This is a genomic window from Ralstonia mojiangensis (genome assembly GCF_023955645.1).
Classification (GTDB): Bacteria; Pseudomonadota; Gammaproteobacteria; order Burkholderiales; family Burkholderiaceae; genus Ralstonia; species Ralstonia mojiangensis.
The window spans coordinates 154,712-176,039 of the sequence record NZ_JAMXHU010000004.1 but is presented as its reverse complement, the minus strand read 5'-3'; the positions used below and the strand labels follow the sequence as shown (position 1 = coordinate 176,039).

16 protein-coding genes are annotated in these 21,328 nt (G+C 59.9%); 3 read left to right on the top strand and 13 right to left on the bottom strand.

The genetic code is table 11. The annotated features are described in order from the left end of the window. Nucleotide 1: 1 nt before the first annotated feature. From NG898_RS17405 to NG898_RS17390, 4 genes are all read right to left on the bottom strand, one after another. Nucleotides 2-379, bottom strand: coding sequence for a YybH family protein (locus NG898_RS17405; RefSeq protein WP_252693617.1), 378 nt, complete (start codon nt 377-379; stop codon nt 2-4). Nucleotides 380-448: 69 nt separating this feature from the next. After that, nucleotides 449-1,852, bottom strand: coding sequence for a flavin monoamine oxidase family protein (locus NG898_RS17400; protein ID WP_252693616.1), 1,404 nt, complete (start codon nt 1,850-1,852; stop codon nt 449-451). 643 nt (nt 1,853-2,495) lie between these two features. Further along, entirely contained in the window at nt 2,496-3,950 is a 1,455-nt protein-coding gene (locus NG898_RS17395; protein WP_252693615.1) for an aldehyde dehydrogenase family protein, read from the bottom strand. A gap of 35 nt (nt 3,951-3,985) precedes the next feature. Beyond that, nucleotides 3,986-5,329, bottom strand: a complete 1,344-nt coding sequence (locus tag NG898_RS17390) for an aspartate aminotransferase family protein (protein WP_252693614.1) — start codon at nt 5,327-5,329, stop codon at nt 3,986-3,988. A gap of 427 nt (nt 5,330-5,756) precedes the next feature. Here NG898_RS17390 and NG898_RS17385 point away from each other — a divergent pair, with 427 nt between their 5' ends. Both NG898_RS17385 and NG898_RS17380 read left to right on the top strand, forming a co-directional pair. Next, nucleotides 5,757-6,719 (top strand): helix-turn-helix domain-containing protein, encoded by a 963-nt coding sequence (locus tag NG898_RS17385; RefSeq protein WP_252693613.1) that lies wholly within the window; start codon nt 5,757-5,759, stop codon nt 6,717-6,719. A 270-nt stretch (nt 6,720-6,989) separates the two neighbouring features. Next, complete coding sequence (locus NG898_RS17380) at nt 6,990-8,462, top strand: APC family permease (RefSeq protein WP_252693612.1); 1,473 nt, start codon at nt 6,990-6,992, stop codon at nt 8,460-8,462. A gap of 263 nt (nt 8,463-8,725) precedes the next feature. Here the strand turns inward: NG898_RS17380 and NG898_RS17375 are convergent, their stop codons facing one another. The 3 genes from NG898_RS17375 to NG898_RS17365 all read right to left on the bottom strand — a co-directional run bounded on the left by NG898_RS17375 (nt 8,726) and on the right by NG898_RS17365 (nt 12,579). Continuing rightward, nucleotides 8,726-9,829 (bottom strand): porin, encoded by a 1,104-nt coding sequence (locus NG898_RS17375; RefSeq protein ID WP_252693611.1) that lies wholly within the window; start codon nt 9,827-9,829, stop codon nt 8,726-8,728. A gap of 155 nt (nt 9,830-9,984) precedes the next feature. Next, complete coding sequence (locus tag NG898_RS17370) at nt 9,985-11,427, bottom strand: MFS transporter (RefSeq protein WP_282562275.1); 1,443 nt, start codon at nt 11,425-11,427, stop codon at nt 9,985-9,987. A 195-nt stretch (nt 11,428-11,622) separates the two neighbouring features. Continuing rightward, a complete protein-coding gene (locus NG898_RS17365; RefSeq protein WP_252693610.1) occupies nt 11,623-12,579 on the bottom strand; it encodes a dihydrodipicolinate synthase family protein in 957 nt (318 codons plus the stop codon). Nucleotides 12,580-12,756: 177 nt separating this feature from the next. On the opposite strand from NG898_RS17365, the gene NG898_RS17360 reads away from it, so the two are divergent. Beyond that, nucleotides 12,757-13,698 carry a LysR family transcriptional regulator gene (locus NG898_RS17360; RefSeq protein ID WP_252693609.1) on the top strand — a complete coding sequence of 314 codons (942 nt, stop codon included), beginning with the start codon at nt 12,757-12,759 and terminating at the stop codon, nt 13,696-13,698. 459 nt (nt 13,699-14,157) lie between these two features. Here the strand turns inward: NG898_RS17360 and NG898_RS17355 are convergent, their stop codons facing one another. From NG898_RS17355 to NG898_RS17330, 6 genes are all read right to left on the bottom strand, one after another. Then, the gene (locus NG898_RS17355) at nt 14,158-15,483 is read right to left on the bottom strand and encodes a hypothetical protein (protein WP_252693608.1); all 1,326 of its coding nucleotides are present in this window, start codon (nt 15,481-15,483) and stop codon (nt 14,158-14,160) included. A 56-nt stretch (nt 15,484-15,539) separates the two neighbouring features. Further along, the gene (locus NG898_RS17350; protein ID WP_252693607.1) at nt 15,540-16,508 is read right to left on the bottom strand and encodes a bacteriophage abortive infection AbiH family protein; all 969 of its coding nucleotides are present in this window, start codon (nt 16,506-16,508) and stop codon (nt 15,540-15,542) included. An 85-nt stretch (nt 16,509-16,593) separates the two neighbouring features. After that, complete coding sequence (locus NG898_RS17345) at nt 16,594-18,540, bottom strand: DUF3732 domain-containing protein (protein WP_252693606.1); 1,947 nt, start codon at nt 18,538-18,540, stop codon at nt 16,594-16,596. After that, nucleotides 18,537-19,049, bottom strand: coding sequence for a three component ABC system middle component (locus NG898_RS17340; RefSeq protein WP_252693605.1), 513 nt, complete (start codon nt 19,047-19,049; stop codon nt 18,537-18,539). Before NG898_RS17340 ends, NG898_RS17345 begins: the two co-directional genes overlap by 4 nt. Then, nucleotides 19,049-20,263, bottom strand: a complete 1,215-nt coding sequence (locus NG898_RS17335) for an ABC-three component system protein (RefSeq protein WP_252693604.1) — start codon at nt 20,261-20,263, stop codon at nt 19,049-19,051. The genes NG898_RS17340 and NG898_RS17335 overlap by 1 nt, the downstream gene beginning before the upstream one ends. A 557-nt stretch (nt 20,264-20,820) precedes the next feature. Beyond that, complete coding sequence (locus tag NG898_RS17330; RefSeq protein ID WP_252693603.1) at nt 20,821-21,321, bottom strand: hypothetical protein; 501 nt, start codon at nt 21,319-21,321, stop codon at nt 20,821-20,823. Between the last annotated feature and the right edge of the window lie 7 nt (nt 21,322-21,328).

Here is a 21,328-nt window from a genome sequence, read left to right as displayed (position 1 = left end):
CTCAGGAGGCGGCGAATGCGCCGGACCCGTACATGTCTGCCGCGATGACCCAACTCGCGCCGCGCTTGCGCCAAACCGTTAGTGACCGGAATGCGATCGTTTCCCCGGGCGTGCCGTCCGCGGTCGGCGACGTCCACTCCAGCCATGTAATGGCCGCTCCATCACCGAGGTCGGTTGTCCGCACTGCACGGATCGATAGGTGTGGTGTGGTTTTCAGCATTTCCGTCAGCGCGGGCAGCAATTCCGAGCCTGTTGTAATGCCCGGCGCTCCCTCTCCTGAGACAGCTGCATCATCCGCAAACATCTCGCGGTAAAAAGCCTGTGCGTCTCCACTTCGGCACAAGGCCTGCATTTTCTCGATGGCTTCGTTCAGATTCATTGCTATTCCTTTATGTGAGAGTTGGATGCGGCGCGGAGGCGGCCACGATGAGCTGGCTCGATCAAACCTTCATTTGGTCGAGCGCAAAAACGAGAGGACGTTGCGCCCCGCTCGAATCCCTTCTTCAATCGCGCCGTCGATAAATCCGCGCCAGCCGCTTGCCCAGTCAGTATTTGCAAAGAAGAGAGGGGGCGCCGGCGTTTGCAGCGTGGGGAGCACCTTGGAGGTCTGGCCAGGGGAGAACCACGTCCATCCTCCCTTGGCGTATGGATCGCGGGTCCAGTCGTGGGCAAATACTTCCTCGACGCTGATCCCCGGTAGAAACTTTCGCAGTTCGGCCTCGATCAGTTCGATGTCATCGAGCTTGATGCTATCGTCCGGACCAAAACCCACGAGCACCGACTTGCCGTCCACTTCGCGATCCGCCACCACCATCGTCAACGGATTCGGAAATGGGGCGAAGCCTACCCAAGCTCCGACACTGCGGTCCACGCGAGCAATGAATTTTGTGCCGGCACAGACATGCCGCTCCTCATGTGCGGCGGAACGGGCCTCAGACAATTGAGTCCCAAAATCAATATCACTGAGCACGTTCAGGGGCACGGCGACAACAACGCATTTGCATTTGACATCCAGCGTCCTTGTTTGGACGTGCACCGTGCCATCGATCACACGGATTTGGGAGACAGGCTGGCCCAGTGCCAGGTCTGCATTCGAATCTTCGAGCATTGCCATGGCCAGTGCGGAGGTGCCTTCCGCGATCTTGTAACGGCCCAACCGCTTCAACAAAGAATCGGCTGAATACTCACCGAGTGCCCACCAACGCAGCTGGTCATGGAACCCGCCTTTGGCAGGATCTGTGGCTGCGTTCATGGTCAAGAACGACAGCAGAAGATCGCGCTGACGGCCCTCAGAAGGGATGGACGCAAAACGATCTGCCAGGCTGAGTTCATCGGAGTTTGCGAGAAGCTCGGGCGACGCCGCATGTGGGTTTGCGAAAGCCACTCGGCACTGTGCCCCATCGATGTCGCAGTAGGCGGTCAGGACTTCTTCGAGTTCCTTGCCGATCGCTTCCGAGGTATCCGTGGTCAGGCCACCTTCGCCCAGTACGCTCATGGTGTCAGCCGTGCCGCTCAGCGATTCGGTGATGGCTAGGCCGTATCGATGGAGTTCATTCCAAATGTACGGCTGTCCCCAATGCACCCACGTCCCGCCGATTTCGTATTTCTGACCGTTTTGCTCCGTGACGAAGGTACGGCCGCCGATGCGATCCCTCGCTTCGACGATTGCCACCCGCAATCCTCTTGCCCCCAACTCGCGAGCCGCGGTGAGACCTGCAAATCCAGCACCGACAACGACTACGTCGTATTCGTCATCCGGTAGTCGCGTCCTTTCAAGCACTGCTGAAGAGCTCAAGCCCTGGGTGGCAGCGCATCCGCGCGCGATGCTGAGGCCGTCTGAAGTTCTACTCATGGCGAAGAGGGGTGACTAAGTGGTTGTAGGAGCCCTGGCCATCCCGCCATGTACGCGGTCGCGGCATGGCGGAGGCTGTTGTATGGAAGAAGATTCGACCTCTTGGCTGTTCGCCGTCGTGCAGGCCTGATCCTGTGAAGAATTCTAAGCGGCGCCCACTGTTCTGCACCGTAGGTGTTAGTACCTAAATTCCTGCAATATGGGATTGAATAAATTTATTGGTGCAATAGGGTGGCCTTTTATAGCCTGGCAAATCCCTAAATAAGGGATTTGTGCCTTTCTCTCCAAATGTGAGATTCGTGACTCTTCGGCCTGCAACGCGAAGGTCTTGCCTTGTTGCTCGACGGGCCAATTCGTGTTGATTTGCGCGGCACCAGTGCAGCTCCAAACATGGGGCACGGCGGCTTGCTGGCTGGCAGGGATTCGCGCCTGCTGTTTCGGTACGAGTGACACAACTGAAATGAGGACGAAGCGCTGATGGGGCGGATGGTAGCCATCACCGCGCCGAAGCGCCGCCATGGCTATCCGTATTCACGTGTTGCTGTAGGGGGGCTGGCAGGCAACCACAAGCGCATTTGGCGCCTGCCGTACCTATTCAAGCGTATTCCTCCAACGCGTGCCTAGTTGCTCCGCGTTGTTCAAGTCAGGAGGGGAGAAGAACGGTGACGACCTTCTCTTCGGTGTAGGCCTGGGCGCCAGCAAGGCCGCCTTCACGCCCAATTCCGCTTGACTTCAGGCCGCCCCATGGCAGGTTTGCGTCCAGTGGGCTCCAGCAATTCACGCCAACGGCACCCACTTTGACTTTGGCTGCGACCCGATGGGCCCGTGTGAGGTCTTGTGTCCAGATGGTTGCGGCCAGGCCATATTCCGAATCGTTGGCCAGCGCAATCGCTTCCTCTTCCGTGTCAAACGGGATGACCGTGCCGACTGGCCCGAAAATTTCTTCGCGGGCGATGGCCATGGAGTTGGTTGCGTTGGCAAAAATCGTGGGTTTGACGAACCACCCTTGATCCGGTGACGAGACGCCACCCGCCAGAAGTTCGGCGCCTTCTTCAAGGCCGCGCTGGATGTACCGGTTGACGCGCTCGAACTGCTGCTTCTTGGCGACAGGGCCCATCTGCACGCCCGGCTGGCGCGGATTGCCGACGTTGACCATGGAAGCTGCTTCCGCCAACGCCGATGCGAAGCGCTGCGCGATTCCACGCTGAACAAGGATGCGCGAGCCTGCCGCGCAGACCTGGCCCTGATTGACGAACAGGCCAAGCGCACAGCCACGCAACGCTTCTTCGAAGGATGCGTCGTCGAACACGATCTGCGGGCTCTTGCCCCCCAGTTCCAGCGCCACGCGCTTGAATAGAGGGCCTGCACTGCGTTGAATCGCACGTCCAGCCTCCGGGCTGCCGGTAAAGCTGATCTTGGCGACGTCGGGGTGTTCGCATAAGGCGCGGCCCACGGTTTCGCCATAGCCCGTGACCACATTGACAACACCGTCCGGAAAGCCCGCTTCCTTGCAAAGCGCCGCGAGATGCAGTGCTGACTGCGGCGTTTCCTCCGCGGGCTTGACGACAACGGTGCAACCTGCGGCAAGCAGCGCGGCAAGCTTCCAGCAGGTGATCATCAGAGGCGAGTTCCAAGGCACGATGGCTCCGACCACCCCGATCGGCTCGCGCACCGTATACGAGAGCGTGGGAACGCCCATGTACCCGGAGGTCGGGATGGTGCGACCTTCGAGCTGATTCGCCCAGCCGGCCGCCGCACGCAAGTTTGCAACGGCGTTGGGCACATCCATCATGCGAGGCTCCATGGGAGAGCGTCCGATAGCGTTGGCGTCCATGTCGGCCAGCAGATCGGTATCGCGCTCCACGAAGTCTGCCAATTGGCTCAGCAGGCGTGCCCGTTGCGCCCCGCTGAGCTTGCTCCATTCGCCCGTGGTGAGCTGTACATGCGCGGCGGCCACGGCACGGTCGATGTCTTCCGCTGTGCCGCGAGCGGCCGTTGCATATTCGCGCTCGTCGACCGGGTTCAAGAGGGGCATACGGCCGCCGTCGGCAGCCTCCGCCTCTGCGCCATCAATGAAATGCTTCAGGTAGTGGCTCATGTCGTTGTTCGAAAGATGAGAGGCGTGCGTCGGGTTTATCGAACGAAAGGCACTTCCTTGAAAGCTGCATCCAGTGCAGCAACGATTCGATCGACTTCCGGGCGTTGAATCACGAGAGGCGGCGACAGAATGATCTTGGTACCCACCGGCCGCACGATGGCTCCATTGCGGCGCGCGGCTTCCGCGACGCTATAGGCGTAGCCAGACATCGGGCTGATCGGCTCGCGGGTTGCCTTGTCGTTGACCAAGTCGATCGCCAGCATCAGGCCTTTGCCGCGAACTTCACCAATCGACTCGAAGCGATCAACGAAAGGCTGCAGCGCTTCAAGCAGATGCGCTCCTTGCTTGCCGGCATTACCCGGAAGATCTTCACCCACCACAATGTCGAGGCTTGCGAGTGCGGCAGCGCAGCCGACAGGGTGGCCTGCATAGGTGTAGCCGTGCATCAATTGGCCGGTGAAGTCCTGGTTGGATTCAAACGCATCTGCCACACGGCCGTTGAATGCCGTGGCACCGAGCGGTACGTAGCCAGACGAAAGGCCCTTGGCAAAGCACATGAAGTCCGGCTTGACGCCCCACGCACGTGCGCCAAACAGACTTCCTGTACGGCCGAATCCGGTGACCACCTCATCGGCGATCAGCAGCACGCCGTACTTGTCGCAAATCGCGCGTACCTTCGGCCAGAAACTCGCGGGAGGGACGATGACGCCGCCAGCGCCTTGCACGGGCTCAGCAATGAATGCAGCCACCGTGTCCGGGCCCTGGAATTCGATCTCGCGCTCGAGCATGCCGGCACACAGATCCGATAGTGCTTCCGGGTCGTGGGTATAGGGGTTGCGATAGACCCAGGGGTTCTGTACCTGGAAGCAACCCGGCATCAGCGGCTCATAGTTGCGGCGGAAGACGGTGTTGCCATTCACCGAGGCACTCAGGAAATGGCTGCCGTGATAGCCCTCCTTGAGAGAGATGAACTTCGTGCGGTCTTTCTGCCCAAGCAATTTCCAGTACTGGCGCGCGAGCTTGAGCGCAGTTTCCGTCGCGTCGGAACCGTTGGAGCTGAAGACGACGCGCTTCATCCCTTCCGGTTCAAGCAAGTCAACCAGTCGCGCGGAGAGTTGCTCTGCTGGCGGGTTGGAGACGCCATCAAACAGTTGGAAGTACTCCAGTTCGTCCAGCTGCTTCACGATAGCGGCTTTGACTTCGGGACGATTGTGGCCGACGTTCACGTTCCACAGACCACCTACGCCGTCAACGAACTTGTTACCAGCATCGTCGTAGACATAGCATCCGTCGCCGCGAACAATACGCAGCGGCTTGCGCTGTTTCATGGCAGCGGGATGCATCATCGGATGCCAGAAGCGGGCATTTTCGTAAGTCATTGGGTCTCCGTATAGGGTCTTCAGCGGGCGATCGCGCTGAGTTCGAGGGTTCGGTGCAGCCACCTGCCGGTGGCGACGGAATCAGTGTCGTGGCGGGCACGCACTTGGCGGTATCCCAAATGAGCAACTCGAAACCGCTGGAGATGACGCCTGCGCCGTGTTGACTTACCCGGGCGGGGGGCGGGGAATGTCCGGTTTGGTGCGAGCGGCACCCCAGCGGCACCCCTGCGGCGCACCGTTGTGGCGTGCTCGTGACGTGCCGATGGTGCAGAAGAGTGCGTTAGAGACTGCACCGAAGCGTTGCCGCGCCGGGTTTTCCCGGGTAGAGCAACTCAGATGCCGATTGGCACAATTTGTGCGCTTTGTGGGTCCGTCTCACCGCACCGCAGAGTCCTGTACCTCAATCGCCCCAGAGGTTGTTTGCACCATGAATCAGAGCATCAGTCGATTCCAGGATGTGCACGTGCACGCTTCGGCCGTGCGCGAATGGAACCAGACCTATAGTCAGATTTCCGCCGGCCCGCTTGAAAGCGCGTTGATGCAGCTCGATAGCAGCCGCTGTCATGTGTTCCGTGAGCAAATCAACCGGAGGGTGGTGCAGCACGGTGAGGCGCCCAAAGACAAGGTCTGTTTTGCGATACCCATTGCGGTCCCAGGTGCCATCCGAGTGCAGGGCCGTGAGGCGGATGACAACACCATTTTTGTTCTGCGTGGCGGTGAGGAATTCATGTTCCATATGCCAATGGGCATGGACATGCTGTCCATCACGTTCGAGCGTGAACTGTTCGAGACCGCGCTGGAAAGAACGCCTTGGGCTGGAGAGATTCGTACACTTCTTCGCCAGCCGGTGATCCGCTTGCCGGAGCAGAGGCTTGCAGATCGGCGAAATCAATTGCTGGGGGTTTTTTCCGACGCGCTTTGCTGCTCGGATCAGGAAGGCGCTCAGGAGTTGGCGCTGGAGGAGGTCATGCTCAACGGTATGCTGCAACTCCTGTCTGATCCGTCGTGCGATCGAGCACAACGTCAAAGTAGCTCCGTTCACAGTTTTATCGTCGACAAGTGCCATCGCCTGACGCTGTCAGATGTGACGAACGCGCCAAGCGTCATCGATTTGTGCCAACGGCTTCAGATAAGCCGTCGCACCGTGCAGAACAGTTTCCGTACGGTTGCGGAGACCACGCCACTGAACTATTTGCGCTCTGTCCGGCTGAATGGTGTGAGGCGGGAACTGATGTCGACCCAAGCCTGCGATCTTTCCATTGGCGATGCCGCGACGAACTGGGGCTTCTATCACATGAGCCATTTCGCAGCCGAGTACCACGAGTTGTTCGGTGAGTTGCCCTCGCAAACAAAACGAGCGGATAGAAACATCAGAAAGACCGCGCCATGAAGAGAGTTGCCGCCGCCGCAATGGCATAAGCGTCGCTCTCACAAGGTCGTGGCGAGGAGCGCAGCGGCCGCACACTGCACGTTTTCAGGAAGTACTTCATTCATATGGCGGCCGTCGGGCTGCTGTTGCCGGCTTCTGAGCGATCCCGTGCCGATCCGGGATACCGACCTTCCAACTGCACCCCATAGACTGCCTTCACTTCATACGGAAGCGAATGTTATTGGCAGCGCTCCGGCCTCAAATCGAACGCGGTGCAAGGAGACAAAGACAATGGAAGTGACGGCTTCAACGCCGGAGCAGAGGCAAGAATCCGCCGGCGCCCGGTCCACGCAACTGCATCGTTCTTCGCTGAGTGCCGCGTTCATTACGCTGTTGGTGATCTCTGCGGCAAGCCCGCTCAGTGTGGTCGCAGGAGGATTCCCGATCGGAATACTGCTGGGGAATGGTGCCGGAACGCCTGCGCTTGTACTGATGGCATTAGGCATCTTGTTGGTCTTTGCCGCGGGTTATACGGCAATGGCCGCTCGCGTGACAAGCGCTGGAGGCTTCTACGCAATGATCGCGCGCGGACTGGGCGGCCGAGCCGGAGGGGCGGCGGCGATGGTCGCGATCCTGGGCTATGTCACGCTGCAGTTCGCTCTCTACGGCATGCTGGGTGCGGTTGCATCGGAAGCGCTGCTCGCGGAGTTCAAGGTGAACGTGCCATGGTGGGGGTGCGCTCTGGTTGCCATGGCAAGCGTGGCTTATTTCGGCTATCGTCAGATCGACTTCTCGGCAAGGATCCTTGCCGCATTCGTGATGGCGGAATATCTAGTTGTTCTGACACTTGACCTGTTGATCCTGCGTCACGGCGGTGCGGAAGGGATCAACGCGCATGCATTCGCGCCGAGTGTCGTCGCTGGCGGAAACCCGTTCATCGGATTGCTGTTCTGCTTTGCCGCGTTCATCGGTTTTGAGGCGACTACGATCTACAGCGAAGAAGCCAAGGACCCGAAACGCAGCATTCCGATTGCGACCTACGCCGCGATCCTGCTCGTTGGGTGCTTTTACTCGTTCTCGCTCTGGTGCCTAGTACTTGGAGCCGGCAGCAGCAAGGTGGTTGGCATGATCGCCGCGCTAAGCGATCCCACCAACTTCCTGTACTCGCTCTCGGAGACCTATGCAGGGAGTACCTTCACGGTTGTGCTGCGTAGCATGTTCATTGCCAGCATCTACGCGGGGCTGATCGCTTTCCACAACTCAACCGCACGCTATTTCTACTCGATGGGGCGCGAAGGCCTTCTACCGGAGCGACTTGGCTGGACACACCCACGATTTCAGAGTCCTCACGTTGCATCTCTCTTGCAGACCGCCCTATGCGCTGTCGTTGTTGTGGGGTTTGCGCTGATCCACGCAGACCCCGTACTGACGGTATTTGCATGGTTGAGTAATCTCGCGACGGTGTGTGTTCTCACGCTGATGATCGCAACTGCATTTGCTGTCGTTGCCTTCTTCTTCCACAAGACGCATGGATACAGCTTCGCGCGGGTGAGGTTGCTGCCCGTGACCGCCAGTCTGGCACTGTGCACGGTTCTTGCACTCGCAGTGGCCAACTTTCATGTCCTCACTGGTGCCAGCAAAGGCATCTCGGCAGCACTGCTTTGTCTTGTGCCGGTATCGGCGGCGATAGGGTGGATCGTGGCGAATCGACTTAGCACCCGGGACCCGACCCGTTTCTCTTCATTGGGGCAAGACAGGCTCTAGCATGCTGGCACGAGGCTAGCCCACACCGCACCGATCAACGCCGACTTTAATTGCAGCGAAGCTATCGTGCGTTGACCGTTCTCGAAGACGATCCAGGCAGGGGCAAGGTGATCGACACCCGGAGCAACTGGTACCCAGTAGAAGAACGGTAAACCAAAGCGCGCAGGGGCCTTCTATTTGTAGGGCGGCACTCACAGCAGACCGGTGAAGGCCTGTCGTCCCTGCGGATTATGGATAGCGTGATGGCGACTAAACAGCGGCTGCTAAAACGAATGTTTCATGCCGGCCATCACCCCGAGTTGATTGCCGCCGGGCGCGGGGTTGCTCGTCCCTCCACTGCCGCCGGCGCTCACTGAGAGGTTCGACTGCCCACCGTTATCGATGTACCCACCGGTGAGATACACCGACGTCCGCTTTGAGAAAGCGTAGGTACCCCGGATGGCACCTAGCCACGCTTTGTTGGCACTGTTGTTGAAGTGCAGATAGTAGACCTGCCCTGCAAGGTTGAAGGCGGGTGTGATGTCGTAGGACGCGCCTGCGTAGTACAACTGGCTGTGTGATGGCGCGCCACCTTCGTTGTTGCGGAACGAAGCGCCGATGCCCACCTTTGTTTTGTCGAATAACGCGTAAGCCCCGAGGAGCAGACGATCGTCCTTCAGTTTGCTACTGGTGAGGCCAGCCGCTGCGCCGGGGCCACCTCGCAGCGAGTCGTACGCGGTTGAGATGCCCCAGGTGCCGGTTTCGTACATGACCAAGGCGGACCACTCGCGGCACGCGCGGCTGTCCGATGCCAGTTCGCCGGCACAGTTGGTGCCGGCTGGGTTGGCACCGGCATTGACCGTATCCCGGCCGAAGCTATACGTGGCGCCCACGGTGAGGCCGCCGAACTTGCCCTTGTAAGCGATGGCATTGTCGACACGCGCATTCGGGCGGTAGCTGTCCAATGCGTTACCGCCATAGACGTTGGGTCCAAGGATGTCCGAGTCGAGAATCGCCCAGAACAGCATGGTGTTCTGTCGGCCAAACGTCACCTCGCCCCACGCCCCGCTGAGCCCCACGTTTGCTTGCCGGCCGAATAGCCGTCCGCCCTGATTCGAGACGCCGGAGTCCGGCGCGAAGCCCGATTCAAGCGTGAAGACGGCATGCAGACCGCCGCCCAGGTCTTCTTTGCCGCGCACCCCCCACCGCGACGGCACGGTGCCTGTGAGGTTCGGCATGCGCACCAGCCCGCTTTTCGCGGCCCCAACGTTATTGACGTATTCAACGCCGGTATCCACCAGGCCGTAGAGCGTGACGGACTGTGCGGCGGCCATCATCGGGGTGGCTGCACCGATGCTCATGCCGATCAGCCAGGACGTGGTTTTCATGGTGAGGTCTCCTCTGTGTTGTACCCGTGCGTGGCACCGCGACGGGGTTTTGTATGGTTTTTTGGGTGCGCTCCGCCAAGAGGCGGTCGCACATGGCGACCCTCTTGGGGCAATACAGGAAGGCAGGGGGATGGCGCGCGGCGGCGCCTCGATACCTAGGGCGAGATGTCTTCGAGCGCCCGGTTGGTGGTCTCGATCATGCGCATGGCCGCCAGCAGGCCGATAACGTTCACCAGCGCAAACATGACAAACACCGACGCGATGCCGTAGCCGGCGAGAACCACTCCGACGATGGCCGGCGCTGCAGCCGATGCGGCACGCAACCATGACGTCGCCAGCCCGGTGCCGATGGCACGCATGCGGGTTGGATAGATTTCAGGCGTGTAGAGATACAGCAGTACGGTGGTCGTGCCCATCACAGCGTAGGCAGAAGACGCCAGGATCATCACGGACAGCGCACTGCCGGCACCGATCGCCGCCAATGCAGCCAGCAAGGCACCACTGATCAGGAAGCACGCCATAGCCCAGCGCCGACGGCCGACGCGATCCACCAGGAGGGCGCACACCAGCACTGCACAGGTGCTCAGGACGTTTGAGACTGACGCCATATGCAGAGATTCCTGCAGCGGCAGGTGGTACACAGTCTTGTACAGGCTCGGAAGCCAATTATTGATGCCGTTGGCAACAAAGTAGGAACTGGCCCACAGCACCCACACGACGAGGGTCCGGCCACGGTACAGTGGCGAGAACAGTTCCTTCCATGAGCCCTTGCGACGTGTGCGAATGCCCTCGAGCAGCGTGGCGACTCGCGTATCGATTTCGGTGCTGTCGCGTTGCGGGTCGAGATTGCGGCGGGGCGTGCTGGCTTCAATGTCCCGGATCACGTGTTCGGCTTCGTCAAAGCGGCCCTTGCCGATCAGCCAGCGCGGCGACTCCGGCAAGCGCATGATCAGCAGCGCCACGAGAATGCCTGGGATGCCCCCGACCAGAAACATGTATTCCCAGCCAAAGCGGGGCACAAGGAACGCGCCAACCTGGGCCGCCGCCAGCAGCCCCAGCGGAAAGATCAGTTCGTACAGGATGAAGAAGCGTCCGCGCCCGTGCGCTTGCGACAACTCGTTGATGTAAGTCGCCGCCACCGGCACTTCACCCCCAACGCCGATGCCCTGCAGGAACCGGCACAGAAACAGCATCTGAAAGTTACCGGCAAACGCGCACACCACACTCATGACGGACATCAGTCCGACCGTGATGGTGGCGCTTCGCACTCGGCCCAGACGCTCAGCCAGCCAGCCGAACACCAGCGCGCCGATCACCTGTCCAAGATAACCGGCGGCGATCAACACGCCGATCTCGCCCGGTGAGAGATGCCACAGTCCCACAAGCACCGGCATGACGAAGGCCAGCGATAGCGCGTCAAAGGCGTCGAACAGCGTGGCGCTGCCCATGATGATGCGGGCCTTCGTGTGCCAGCGACTGAAGGGGACGTTCTCGATACGAAAGAGAAGCTGTGCGGCGCGCAAGCCGGAATCGGCCGACGCTGCGCGCGCGCTCTCCTGCACGCCGTGGTGTGCCAGGGCGGGCGTGGTGATGGTCATGTTGTCTCCAGATGTCATTGTTCTGATGCGAGGCTGCGGGTTGCGCCCTGCATCGATGATCTTGTTGTTCTGGTGGCAGCCGTCGGTCGGCTGTGGCGCCGGGCGTGGCGCTTTGATAGCGCTTGTATCACGCCCGGACAGGTACCGCTTATGGTGTGCGCACGCCCTTAAGGCGTTGCCGGCAGCCTGCTTGCCTTATGCGGCAAGAGGCTGCACCACACCGGCACCCGGGCTACTCAGGCCGGCCGAGCGCATCGCGTTGGCAATGTCGATCTCCGCGCCGGGTTCCAGCGGCAGCAGCGGAGGGCGCACAGTGGCGTGCTCAAGGATGCCCCGTGCGACGAGCGCGTGCTTGAGCGCGACGGTGCCCTCCATGTGCGAGCCACGGTGATAGACGTTCTTCGTGATCGGCAACAGCTTGTCATGCAGGGCGCGCGCGCGAGGGTAGTCCTTGGCCTTGCCCGCTGCGATCAGTTCGATCAGCAGTTCGGGCGCGATGTTGCCGTATCCCACCAGTGCGCCGTCTACATCGAACATGGTGTGCAGCAGGTATTCATCGTGACAGGTCAGGATCTGAAGATCGGGGTTCTCGCGGCGGATCACGGGAATTTCGGTATCCCAGCGGCGCATGTTGCGTACGCCGTTCTTCATGGCGAACACGCCCGGCTGCGCGGCAATCTCGAGCTGTGTTTCCAGGTTGTACGTTGCCTTGGTCACGTCCGGATACTGGAAGAGGATCAGCGGTAGGCCACTTTCCTCATAGATGGCGCGATAGCGGTCCTGCGGTGCACCTTTTTGGTAACCGAAGCGCAGCCAGCCGTGCGACGGATAGACCAGACCAGCCGAGGCTCCGGCCTTGACGGCGCGCTTGGCCGCGGCCGCGGCCACCTGCGTTCCTTCGAGCGTGATGCCGGCGATGACGGGAAGCTTGCCGTCGACCGACTTCACGAAACTCTCGATCACGGCGGTTTGTTCATCCTGTGAAAGGAAGGTGCCTTCGCCGGCGTGTCCGAGCACGACCAGGCCCTTCACGCCGTCAAAGCTGCCGAGCCACTTGCCTAGCCGCTGGATGGCCGCGTGGTCGACGGCACCATCGCGGGTGAACGGGGTGACGGGGGCGGGTACGAGGCCGCGCAGATCAATGTCTTTCATGGAGTCTCCTCACGAGTGGATCGATAGGTCTTCCCGGGGGCGTCATGCCTGTGCCCGGGGAGCGCTCGTCGCCGGCGAAGCCTTGGAACGCCTGGGTGGTCAACGTGCTTGCGATGCAGTCTAGGGAGGCACGAGGCATGCCGGAAGGATGAATTCCGGCATTTCAGATATACTAAATTGACATATCAAGAGCGTGGGGACACGGTGGATTACGCGGGCTGGAAACTGTTCATCGAGGCCGCCGAGCTTGGCAGCCTCAGCAAGGTGGCATTGGCGCACGGCACCACGCAGCCCCATATCAGCCGTCAGATTGCAGAGCTGGAGCAGGCAGCCGGCGGCCGATTGTTTCAGCGGACGGGCCGGGGCGTCGTGCTCACGGAACTGGGGCAGCGCATCGCACCGAAGGTGCGGGCATGGCTGGCGGGCACGGAGCAGTTGGCCAATGACATTCAAAGCTCAGCCGGCAAACCGATCGGGACCGTACGTCTGGGCATCATTCCCTCTACGGCGCATCCTCTGGTCAGCACGCTGTATTACCGCTTGCGCGAGCGCTATCCGCTCGTGCAACTCAGCGTGCGAGAAGGTCAAGGCGCGCAGTTGGAAACCTGGCTGGAAGACGGCAGCGTTGATCTTGCCCTGTTGTTCCGGCACAGCCCGACACCCAAGCACGGCGACATCTATCTGACCGAAGCCGCGACATACCTGGTTGGCACACCCGGCGATCCGCTTCTGGCCGAGCCCACCGTGCCGTTTGCGGCGGTGAACGGTTTACCGCTGGTTTCGTTCTGCCGGCCCAGCAGTTGGCGCGATTGGCTCGACCACCTCGCGACCCAACGCGGCATCTCTCTGAACGTCGTGGTGGAAGCGGATTCCCTCAGCCTGCAGACGCGCATCGTCGAAGACGGCGGCATGTACGCGCTGCTGGGGCCCTACGCCATCGCCAACGCCGTGCGCGAAGAGCGGCTGCAGGCGGCCAAGGTGGTGGACCCGACGGTCTATCGATACATCGCGCTGGCGATGTCGCGTCATGGCGATCTGACGCTTGCAAGCCGCACGGTGATGCAACTCACCAAGGAGATCGCACAAACGGGAACGGCGGTCTCCGAGCATGGCCAGTAAGGAAAAGGAGAGCCGCCTTGGCGCGCCTGCGCCTATGCGAACCACAAGCCACCTCGACAGACTTAATTTACATCCGACAGACTTTATTTTTACCGATCACTCTGATCCAAAAAAATAAAGTCTGTCGGAAAGGGCGCTGCTAACCCGTTGATTTCTAAGAAGGTGTTGTGCTTAAAAAAAAGGCAGCAAGTATGTCGAGCCCCCCTGAATTTGGCTTCGTGGTCCCAGCGAAATTTAGCAATAGTCTGTCGAGGCTAGGTGTGACAAGCCTTTGCGGGGAAGCTCGATTGGGAAAGCGCCTGTGCGTCGCACTCTGATCGTTCGCTGGCACCACGAGCATCCAAAAGAGAGCAAGAAGCCATCCTCCGCTGCTTTCCGCCAGAACAGCCTTACTGCCGCCCCGTACAGCATGCCCGGCCGCGTGCAGGAAGCCATCGCTCCGATGTTGACACGGATTCTCTATGCTTTAGATGGTCGCAGGTGCTGCCGCCATGCGGGTTCATCATTGTTGAGCGCCTTCGAGCTGGGAAATGCTAGAAACGGTGGGGGCGGCGGCTCGAGCCGGCTGAATACGTCGACCGTTTCGTCTATGAGCCACGAGTGCTCCTCAGACACCCTTGGGACGAAATAGTGCAGGTAGACGATGACAGCCTGAGAGTTCATCTGAAACGTGCCGACCGTGCCCTGGTTACGTCGCTGCCGAAGATCCGATGCCTCGCTGTGCAGCGTGGCATCCATCGCGATATGGATGATGCCCCGCCCGTAGTCGGCAATTTGCTTGTCTGCTTCCGCAAGCTTGCTGCGAACATATTTGGCCTTGCGATCGATTGAGGCCGGCGCAATGCACTTCCACGTCACAACGGATCCATACTCCATTCGTTCAACATACCTAGGGTCCTTCGGACTGGGCGAGGCTCGTGCGGCGAGGTGATAGCCATTCTCTGACACGACACGCCCCGACAGGAGTCGCGCCATCTTTGTTCCAAAATAGAGATAGCTTTCTCGAGTGTCGCGATGTACGGCAGCCACGTTGGCGTCGCGGATGTGGCCGCTGCCGAACTCATCGCACCACGGGTAGCCGTCGGGGACAACGATGGGGCTAGCCATAGCACGGGCCACGTGCTGACGGAGGTAGTCGACTGGCACGTCGGCCAGCTCCCTGTTGTAGGTCACATCGACATCGACAGATAAGCGTTGCTCATGCAGGAATATCTCGAGCTGGCGGAAGATTTCCACGTGTCGGCGCCGCTCCTCGAGCTCATAGTCTCCTCGCTGCAGGCGTTTCAACTCCACGAACAGTTCGCGGCCCAATTCGCCACCGGAGAGCCGCAGGTCAGGCGTCTTTCTCGATCCTTCCTCGATAAACTCGACGTCAAAGCCTTCCGCTGCATAGTTGCTCGCCATCACCAGCTCGAACAGTGCGCTGTCGGGAGGGACTTGGCTAGTACGAAGCATGCGCAGCGCCCGGTCCGACGCGCCTTCGACTTTTGCTAGGGCTCGCAGATTCGCACCGAGCTGCTTGAGCCAGGGCGCGACGTGGGACACGAGTGCGAAGTCGTATGACCGGCGGTCATCAAGCAGTGACTTTCCCTGAGCAAGGTACGCGGCCACTATGTCCGGGCCGAGATCGGTCCACAATGGATCCCTGCCGTAGGCGGAAGCATCGGACGTAATCTCACGGTAGCGCTGCTGCGCGCCGACCAACCTGGCAGAGAAAGCTTGAGCGTCTCCAGAGCAAGCGGCAAGCCAGGCCAATGCAGCGGCGATCTCGGGATCATTTTCCACACCCGCACCCGTGGGGATGCGGGGGCGAGGCACAGGAGGCACGACACGCGACGCCATCACGGACAGGCCCACTGGGCGAGCTTTGTTAGCGGCACGAAGCGGACATCGCTGGCATTGACACCAATCCTCTCCATGCCAGCTTCGACGCCCTCCGAAGACCCGTGAAAACTCACCTGCCACTGAATCTCGCCGTCACCTAGATGTCGACGCATCTCCTCCAGATAGGGAAGGTCGACGTGCGAGAGTGAGTGCCCCATGATGAATATTTTCTTGATACCTGACAGGCTTTGGAAAAAGGGCTGATGCGTCTCGATTACGCGCGCTGTGGGCTTGAACGTCTCGGTGAAGTATTGATCGACGATCTCATAGCCACCAATGACGCGGACATCATCGGATTCAGGATCAATATTGTGTGAAAAGTAATCGGCCGGCGAGCGCTCCCAGCCGTGTCCAAGTATCAGTTGATCCCTCTCGCGCGCTGCCGTCCCATGAATATGGAGCACACTCTCATCCGGAATACCGTACAAACGCTGCAGCGTGTCGGTGTAGTTGAAGGTGAGATAGCGGGCGTCCCGTCGCAACGGCAGCAGCTTGTTTTTGACCATCGCCGACGACGGAATGACGAGCTGCCGTACCCATTCGCCAAAGCGACGGCGCAGCGTAGAGGAGATCGCGACCACCACTCGCCTTATCTCGTACTCGTAGTCGTGGTGTCCTGAGTCGCTCCAATCGTCAGCGCCGTAGGAGGCCAAGTAAACTCCAGCATCGTCGATGAGCGAGTCGGCATCCAAATGGGCGAGTTGTTCCTCAAATTCCCACCAGAAGTCGTCGTCGACAGAAAAGTAGCGCTCCAGTTCATCGTAGGTGTCGCCATCGACCTGCTTCAGATACTTGCCGAAGGCCGCGTAAGAGGACTGGACGCCATGGTGCAGGTCGAAACCATTGCCGACGATGTAGAGGATCTGTCCGCCAGGTATCGACGGCGCAGCATGGCTGCTCGATCCGAGTTCATGCTTCGTGTACACCTCGCTCCTCCTCGTGTTCAGATGTCATGGCGTCCCGACCTCGTTGAGATACCACATTGGCGGGCAGATGCTCGCGGGCGGCAGGTCAAAGCTCACTTGGCCAGTCTTCTGGAACTAGCTTGAGTCCGTTCCGCCATCGTTCTCGAACGGCACTCTGGAACCGCGTGTCGTCGCTGAAATCTGGGTGGTCGGTAATAATGACCTGAAACTTGCCGTTAAGGCTCTCTACCACGTCGAAGATAAGTCCGAAGAGCCGCTTCACCGCCTTGCGGTCCGCGTCGATTTTCTCTTGAGTCACACCCTCGCTTGGGGCGCTGTCGGGCGAGAAATGCGCCTGCGACAACTGGTCGAGCAGCAGAAAAGCTGGCACAGGTCTGTCGCGGTTCGCGAACCATGTATGCAGCGCAAGATGCGCAACGATGTGGTAACCCACATGATTCTCGCCGCTACCGATCTCGCGCATGGGCACCGGCCGGTCGGGCGTGTCAGCGACAATGGAGAGCGCACGGGGATCCAGGCGAAGCGGGAAGTTCGAGTACTCCAGATCAATTCGCTCGGCGTAATCCGAGAGGTACCGATTGACGTTGGACAGACAGGATTCCATCTTCGCTTGTATGGTGTCGGCGCTCACGGCCTCGTCAAGCTCTGCCTCTTTCACTCGCAATTCCTTGAGGCGCGCCTGCTGCTCACTGACGTCCGGCATCTGCGGGATGTTCTCCATGTAGAGGCTGATTCGCCCGAGAACCAAAGCGCGCCGGGCCTCGATGTCCGTGGCCAACTGCAGGCGCTGGTTGGCCCGCTTAACCGCTGTGAGCATGACGCGGTTATCTTCAATACGGCGTCGCACGTCTGCGAGCTTCGTTTCAACGTCCTGGATCGCCGTTGCGATACGGGGCGTCGCGGAATCAATTGCACCGCTACGCTCATCGATGTAGTTCTGCGCGGCACGAAGATCGCCGATGGACGGTACCTGCGAGTCTTCGGGCAAACCTTGCAGACAGAGCGGGCACGAGTGCCCCGGCGCTTCGTGTTCAAAGACACTCACCGCATTCAGGCGGGACGCGTGCTCGCGGGCCTCGGCCGAATAGCCCACGGAGTTCCCCTCAAAGCTGCGGGCGCGTTCCAGCGTCGATTGCAGCGCTCGCTGTTCTTGCACAAGTTCACCGCGCACGACAGACAGTCGACGGAACTCGGCATCCTCGCCAACCTCTGTCGCCTCGGAGGGTATTGGAGTACTTTGGATCATGCGTAGGACGCTGATCTTTTCCTGCCATGGCGCACTGTCGTCGAGCTTCGTCAGGCCGACGGCCTTTGCCTCAGCCAGCAGCGTATCAGCTCGACCTACACCTTCCCCGCGGATCGCGGCAGCTTCAGCGAGCCTGCGCTCAACCTGGCGGATTTCCACGCGTACGCGCTTGAGCTCCTGCTGCTGCGCCACATAGTCGTCGGAGACCGCGCCCAAGAAGTAGGGCAAAGTGTCCTTGATCGCCTGCGCGAGGAAGCGGTCGCTCGATCCGTGGAACAGATGGCGTCGCTGCGCTATCTCGTTTTGCGACTGCAGGCAGAAAGTGAGTGCGTGGCTGATTGTGGCTGCTAGCGGCACGCGTGTCTGGCCGGGGGGCGGCTCATGCAAGTAGTCGGAAAGACCGACCCAGGAGCCCAGTAACGAGCGCAAGCCTTCGCGGTTGGTGGTCTGGCGCAGTGCACTCGCCGGTGGAATTTCTACCTCAATGTCGGTCTGGACATAGACTGCTTCATTGGATTTTCTGTCCCCCTTCGGCAATTGCCGCGCAACAAAGGCCTGACCCCGACGCGTCTGCAGCAAGAGCCCAAACCACGCGACGTTACGCCGGACTTTGCCTTCAGGTACGTCGATTTCCGAGGAGCCAAAACAGTACTCGATGATGCCGAGGATGGCCGACTTGCCGGTGCGCGAGTCCCCAGAGATGATGTTGACGCGGCCGGGTTCAAAGGGGACGACGCGCTGACGTCCATCGTGGCTGTAGGTCGCGATGGCACGGATTTGGATCATGCTTGAACTCCCAATAGCGCCAGTACGGTCGGAGGCGCTCCGGCTTTGCACAGCCAGCGGCCGACGAACAGGGCCTGGCGCATGCAGTCCCTCGCCTCTTCGCTTGATGCGCGGAAGTAGGCATTGATTTTTTTCGTCTGTGCATCACTCGCGTCGATCCGACGACCGTTGAGCGACAGAACCCCATGTTGCGCGCCGAAGATAAGGGCTTCACGCACGATTTCCCGAAGTACAACCACCCCCTTCGCGACTGCCGAACGCTCCAGCGGATGATCGTTCACCCAGGTGGCGACCGAGGTGGCAGTCGTGCGAGGTAGCTGATCCCGCGTCTGGCCGCGTAGCACGATGCTAGAGCCCACAAACGCAAGCTCGAGAGGCAAGCCAGTAGCGGGTGCCACGAGCGCTGCCGATTCGGCGCTGTAGCCGCGCGCAAGGTGCCATACTGCAATGGCACAGAATGCCGGGTTGAGCAGGTTGCGCTGCTCAATGGTACGTTCCTGCCAGGCCATCACACCGAGGCTCCCCCAACAGGCGAATCGAAAATTGCCTTCAGACGAGCCGCGAAGTCTGGGTGCCAGCCGATGCGACGGTCCTCCGCAAGCATGTGCAACGAGCCGCGACATACCCAAGGTACGTTGACGCCAGATCGGATGGGGAGATGAGCGTCTTCAGCCCACTTCAGAATTGCGCGTCCCGCTTGAGCCATCGCTGCCTCGGTAGCATTCGGGCCGAGTTCGTCGCAGACCTGTGCGTATTGCAGCTCCCACTCGGCATGCAGACGCCTGTCGTACTTCTGCAGGTCGGCATCGAACAATAGATCGTTACGAGTCCATGCCGAACGCTGTCGGAAGGCCTGTAGGTAGCTTGTGATCGCGTTGCGGATGCGAGGTTGACTGCCGCCGACTAGCTCCACCTGTTTATAGAACGGCCGTGTCGAGAACGCAGGCAATTGATCGAGCGCAACCATAAGTGCGTCGAGCTCTTCGTCAATAGGCAGCGAATCAGCTTTGAGCGATTCTTGAATCTCCGATATCTGAGCGTCGATTTCGGCGCGTGGGATACCCCCGTCGGGAAGCACCAACTCGCTCAGTACGCGCCTGAACCACCAGCCTTCCAACATTTGCACTGACAGGTCTTGGTGATGTAACGAGACGTGATACAGCTCTGCCTGTAACTGCTGAAGGATTGCAGCTGCGTCAGGCTGCGCCGGCACAACGTAAATGCGCGAGAGCAGTTGTTCCCGCTCACTTTCGTCCAGGGCAAGGAACGCGTCGAATGCGCTTTTGAGGTCGCTGTTGCTCGAAGTGGTGGCGGCGTGCTTGAGCCGTTTAGCAGCCTCAGCGATGTTGCGACTATTTCCTTCGGTACCCAGCAGGGCCGAGGCGCTCCCCTCTGGCGCCTGAGCCGTGGCAATTAGAAAACGTGCCGTGGTGACAGGAATTTCGCCGCTGGCCAGTCCGACCATCCAAACACGCAGCGTTTTCCACAGCTCAGGACAGAGATCGGTCAATGTAGCAGCAGCGTTGAGCGAGTGCTTGGCTTGCAGGACGGCCGCGGGTTCGCCGTCGACTTCAAAGCTCACATCGTCCAGGGTCTCGATGCTGATTGTGAAATCCCCGGTGCGGCTACGGCGAATCGCCCACAGCAGCGCGATTCTGATCTGGTAGAGGTAACCCACCATCGATGCGCCGGCGCCGAAAGTGGACACACTAGGTTTAGTCATGACTTGACCACTCCGCCTATTGTGGGCTCATCTTGTCGAACCTTGCCGACTCTGCGTCTTGCAAGCAGACACAGCCAGTTTCGACTGACTCGCCGGCTCGCCATTGACCGCTGCGATGTTGTAACCCGTCGAGCGACCTGGGAAGTACGCCAGAAGGCGAAACTCGGCGCCATAGTGCGTCGATGCGCCGTCGGCTCAACGGAGCCATGAGCGAAACAACCAGTACTTAGCAGCCCTGTCCACGGCTGGCGCATTGCAAAACTCCCCAACCTATCATTTAGTGGGGTCGCTCCATGAGCATCAACGGGAGATGTCAGGCGCCCCTTCTTGAACTTAAGGCGGGATGGTAGAGGAACACGGTGTGTAGCGCACCCCTCATCGGGCGGGGAATCGCCCTGAAGGTTTCTTATATCAGGTGTTAATCATATGGATCGCGGCGCCGTACCAGGTGTCGTTGATATGGACATCCTCAAGTTCTTTGCTGCTGTAGTCTGGGTGCCGGAATGCTGTCTTTCGGCTAGGCGCAGTAGTCCTAGGGCTTCTCCTCCTGCTTCTCGCTACTTGCTCTGGGGTAATCGCACGGCACGAAGTCTCGCAACTAGCCTCTCCTCGCTTTCTGTAAGGGGGAGGGTGCTTAACAGTACAGATATGTCAAACACGCCGGGCAGTGTGATGACATCTCGCGAAAAGTTGAACCGTTGGACGTTCGGATCATTCGTTGGCTTACAGATCAACCGTAGCAGTTCCATGGGAACGACCGCCGCGCGGCGAACGAAAAAATCACCCTCAAAAATGACGCAGGCAAGATAATCAAAGGGAGTCGCTTCTATACCGCGCACCGTGAATTGCGAGGATCGATTCTTTCCCCATAGCCGACGGGCTTTGATCTGATATCGCCCACCAGAAGCATCGGTTGCGTCAAAATGCTTCCACGAGGGAGGCATCAATGTCAGCTTCAGGTGCTTGGAAACCATCCATTCCGCAACGTCGCCGACCGGATTGTTGTACGAGCGTATGACGCCTTGGCGCTGCAGTGCGTACAGGACGGTGGAATACATGACCAGC

What these genes read in the sequence shown, in the direction of transcription:
- NG898_RS17405 (WP_252693617.1), bottom strand. Translation starts at nt 379, where the DNA reads ATGAATCTGAACGAAGCCATCGAGAAAATGCAGGCCTTGTGCCGAAGT.
- NG898_RS17400 (WP_252693616.1), bottom strand. Translation starts at nt 1,852, where the DNA reads ATGAGTAGAACTTCAGACGGCCTCAGCATCGCGCGCGGATGCGCTGCC.
- NG898_RS17395 (WP_252693615.1), bottom strand. Translation starts at nt 3,950, where the DNA reads ATGAGCCACTACCTGAAGCATTTCATTGATGGCGCAGAGGCGGAGGCT.
- NG898_RS17390 (WP_252693614.1), bottom strand. Translation starts at nt 5,329, where the DNA reads ATGACTTACGAAAATGCCCGCTTCTGGCATCCGATGATGCATCCCGCT.
- NG898_RS17385 (WP_252693613.1), top strand. Translation starts at nt 5,757, where the DNA reads ATGAATCAGAGCATCAGTCGATTCCAGGATGTGCACGTGCACGCTTCG.
- NG898_RS17380 (WP_252693612.1), top strand. Translation starts at nt 6,990, where the DNA reads ATGGAAGTGACGGCTTCAACGCCGGAGCAGAGGCAAGAATCCGCCGGC.
- NG898_RS17375 (WP_252693611.1), bottom strand. Translation starts at nt 9,829, where the DNA reads ATGAAAACCACGTCCTGGCTGATCGGCATGAGCATCGGTGCAGCCACC.
- NG898_RS17370 (WP_282562275.1), bottom strand. Translation starts at nt 11,427, where the DNA reads ATGACCATCACCACGCCCGCCCTGGCACACCACGGCGTGCAGGAGAGC.
- NG898_RS17365 (WP_252693610.1), bottom strand. Translation starts at nt 12,579, where the DNA reads ATGAAAGACATTGATCTGCGCGGCCTCGTACCCGCCCCCGTCACCCCG.
- NG898_RS17345 (WP_252693606.1), bottom strand. Translation starts at nt 18,540, where the DNA reads ATGATCCAAATCCGTGCCATCGCGACCTACAGCCACGATGGACGTCAG.
- NG898_RS17340 (WP_252693605.1), bottom strand. Translation starts at nt 19,049, where the DNA reads ATGGCCTGGCAGGAACGTACCATTGAGCAGCGCAACCTGCTCAACCCG.
- NG898_RS17335 (WP_252693604.1), bottom strand. Translation starts at nt 20,263, where the DNA reads ATGACTAAACCTAGTGTGTCCACTTTCGGCGCCGGCGCATCGATGGTG.
- NG898_RS17330 (WP_252693603.1), bottom strand. Translation starts at nt 21,321, where the DNA reads ATGTATTCCACCGTCCTGTACGCACTGCAGCGCCAAGGCGTCATACGC.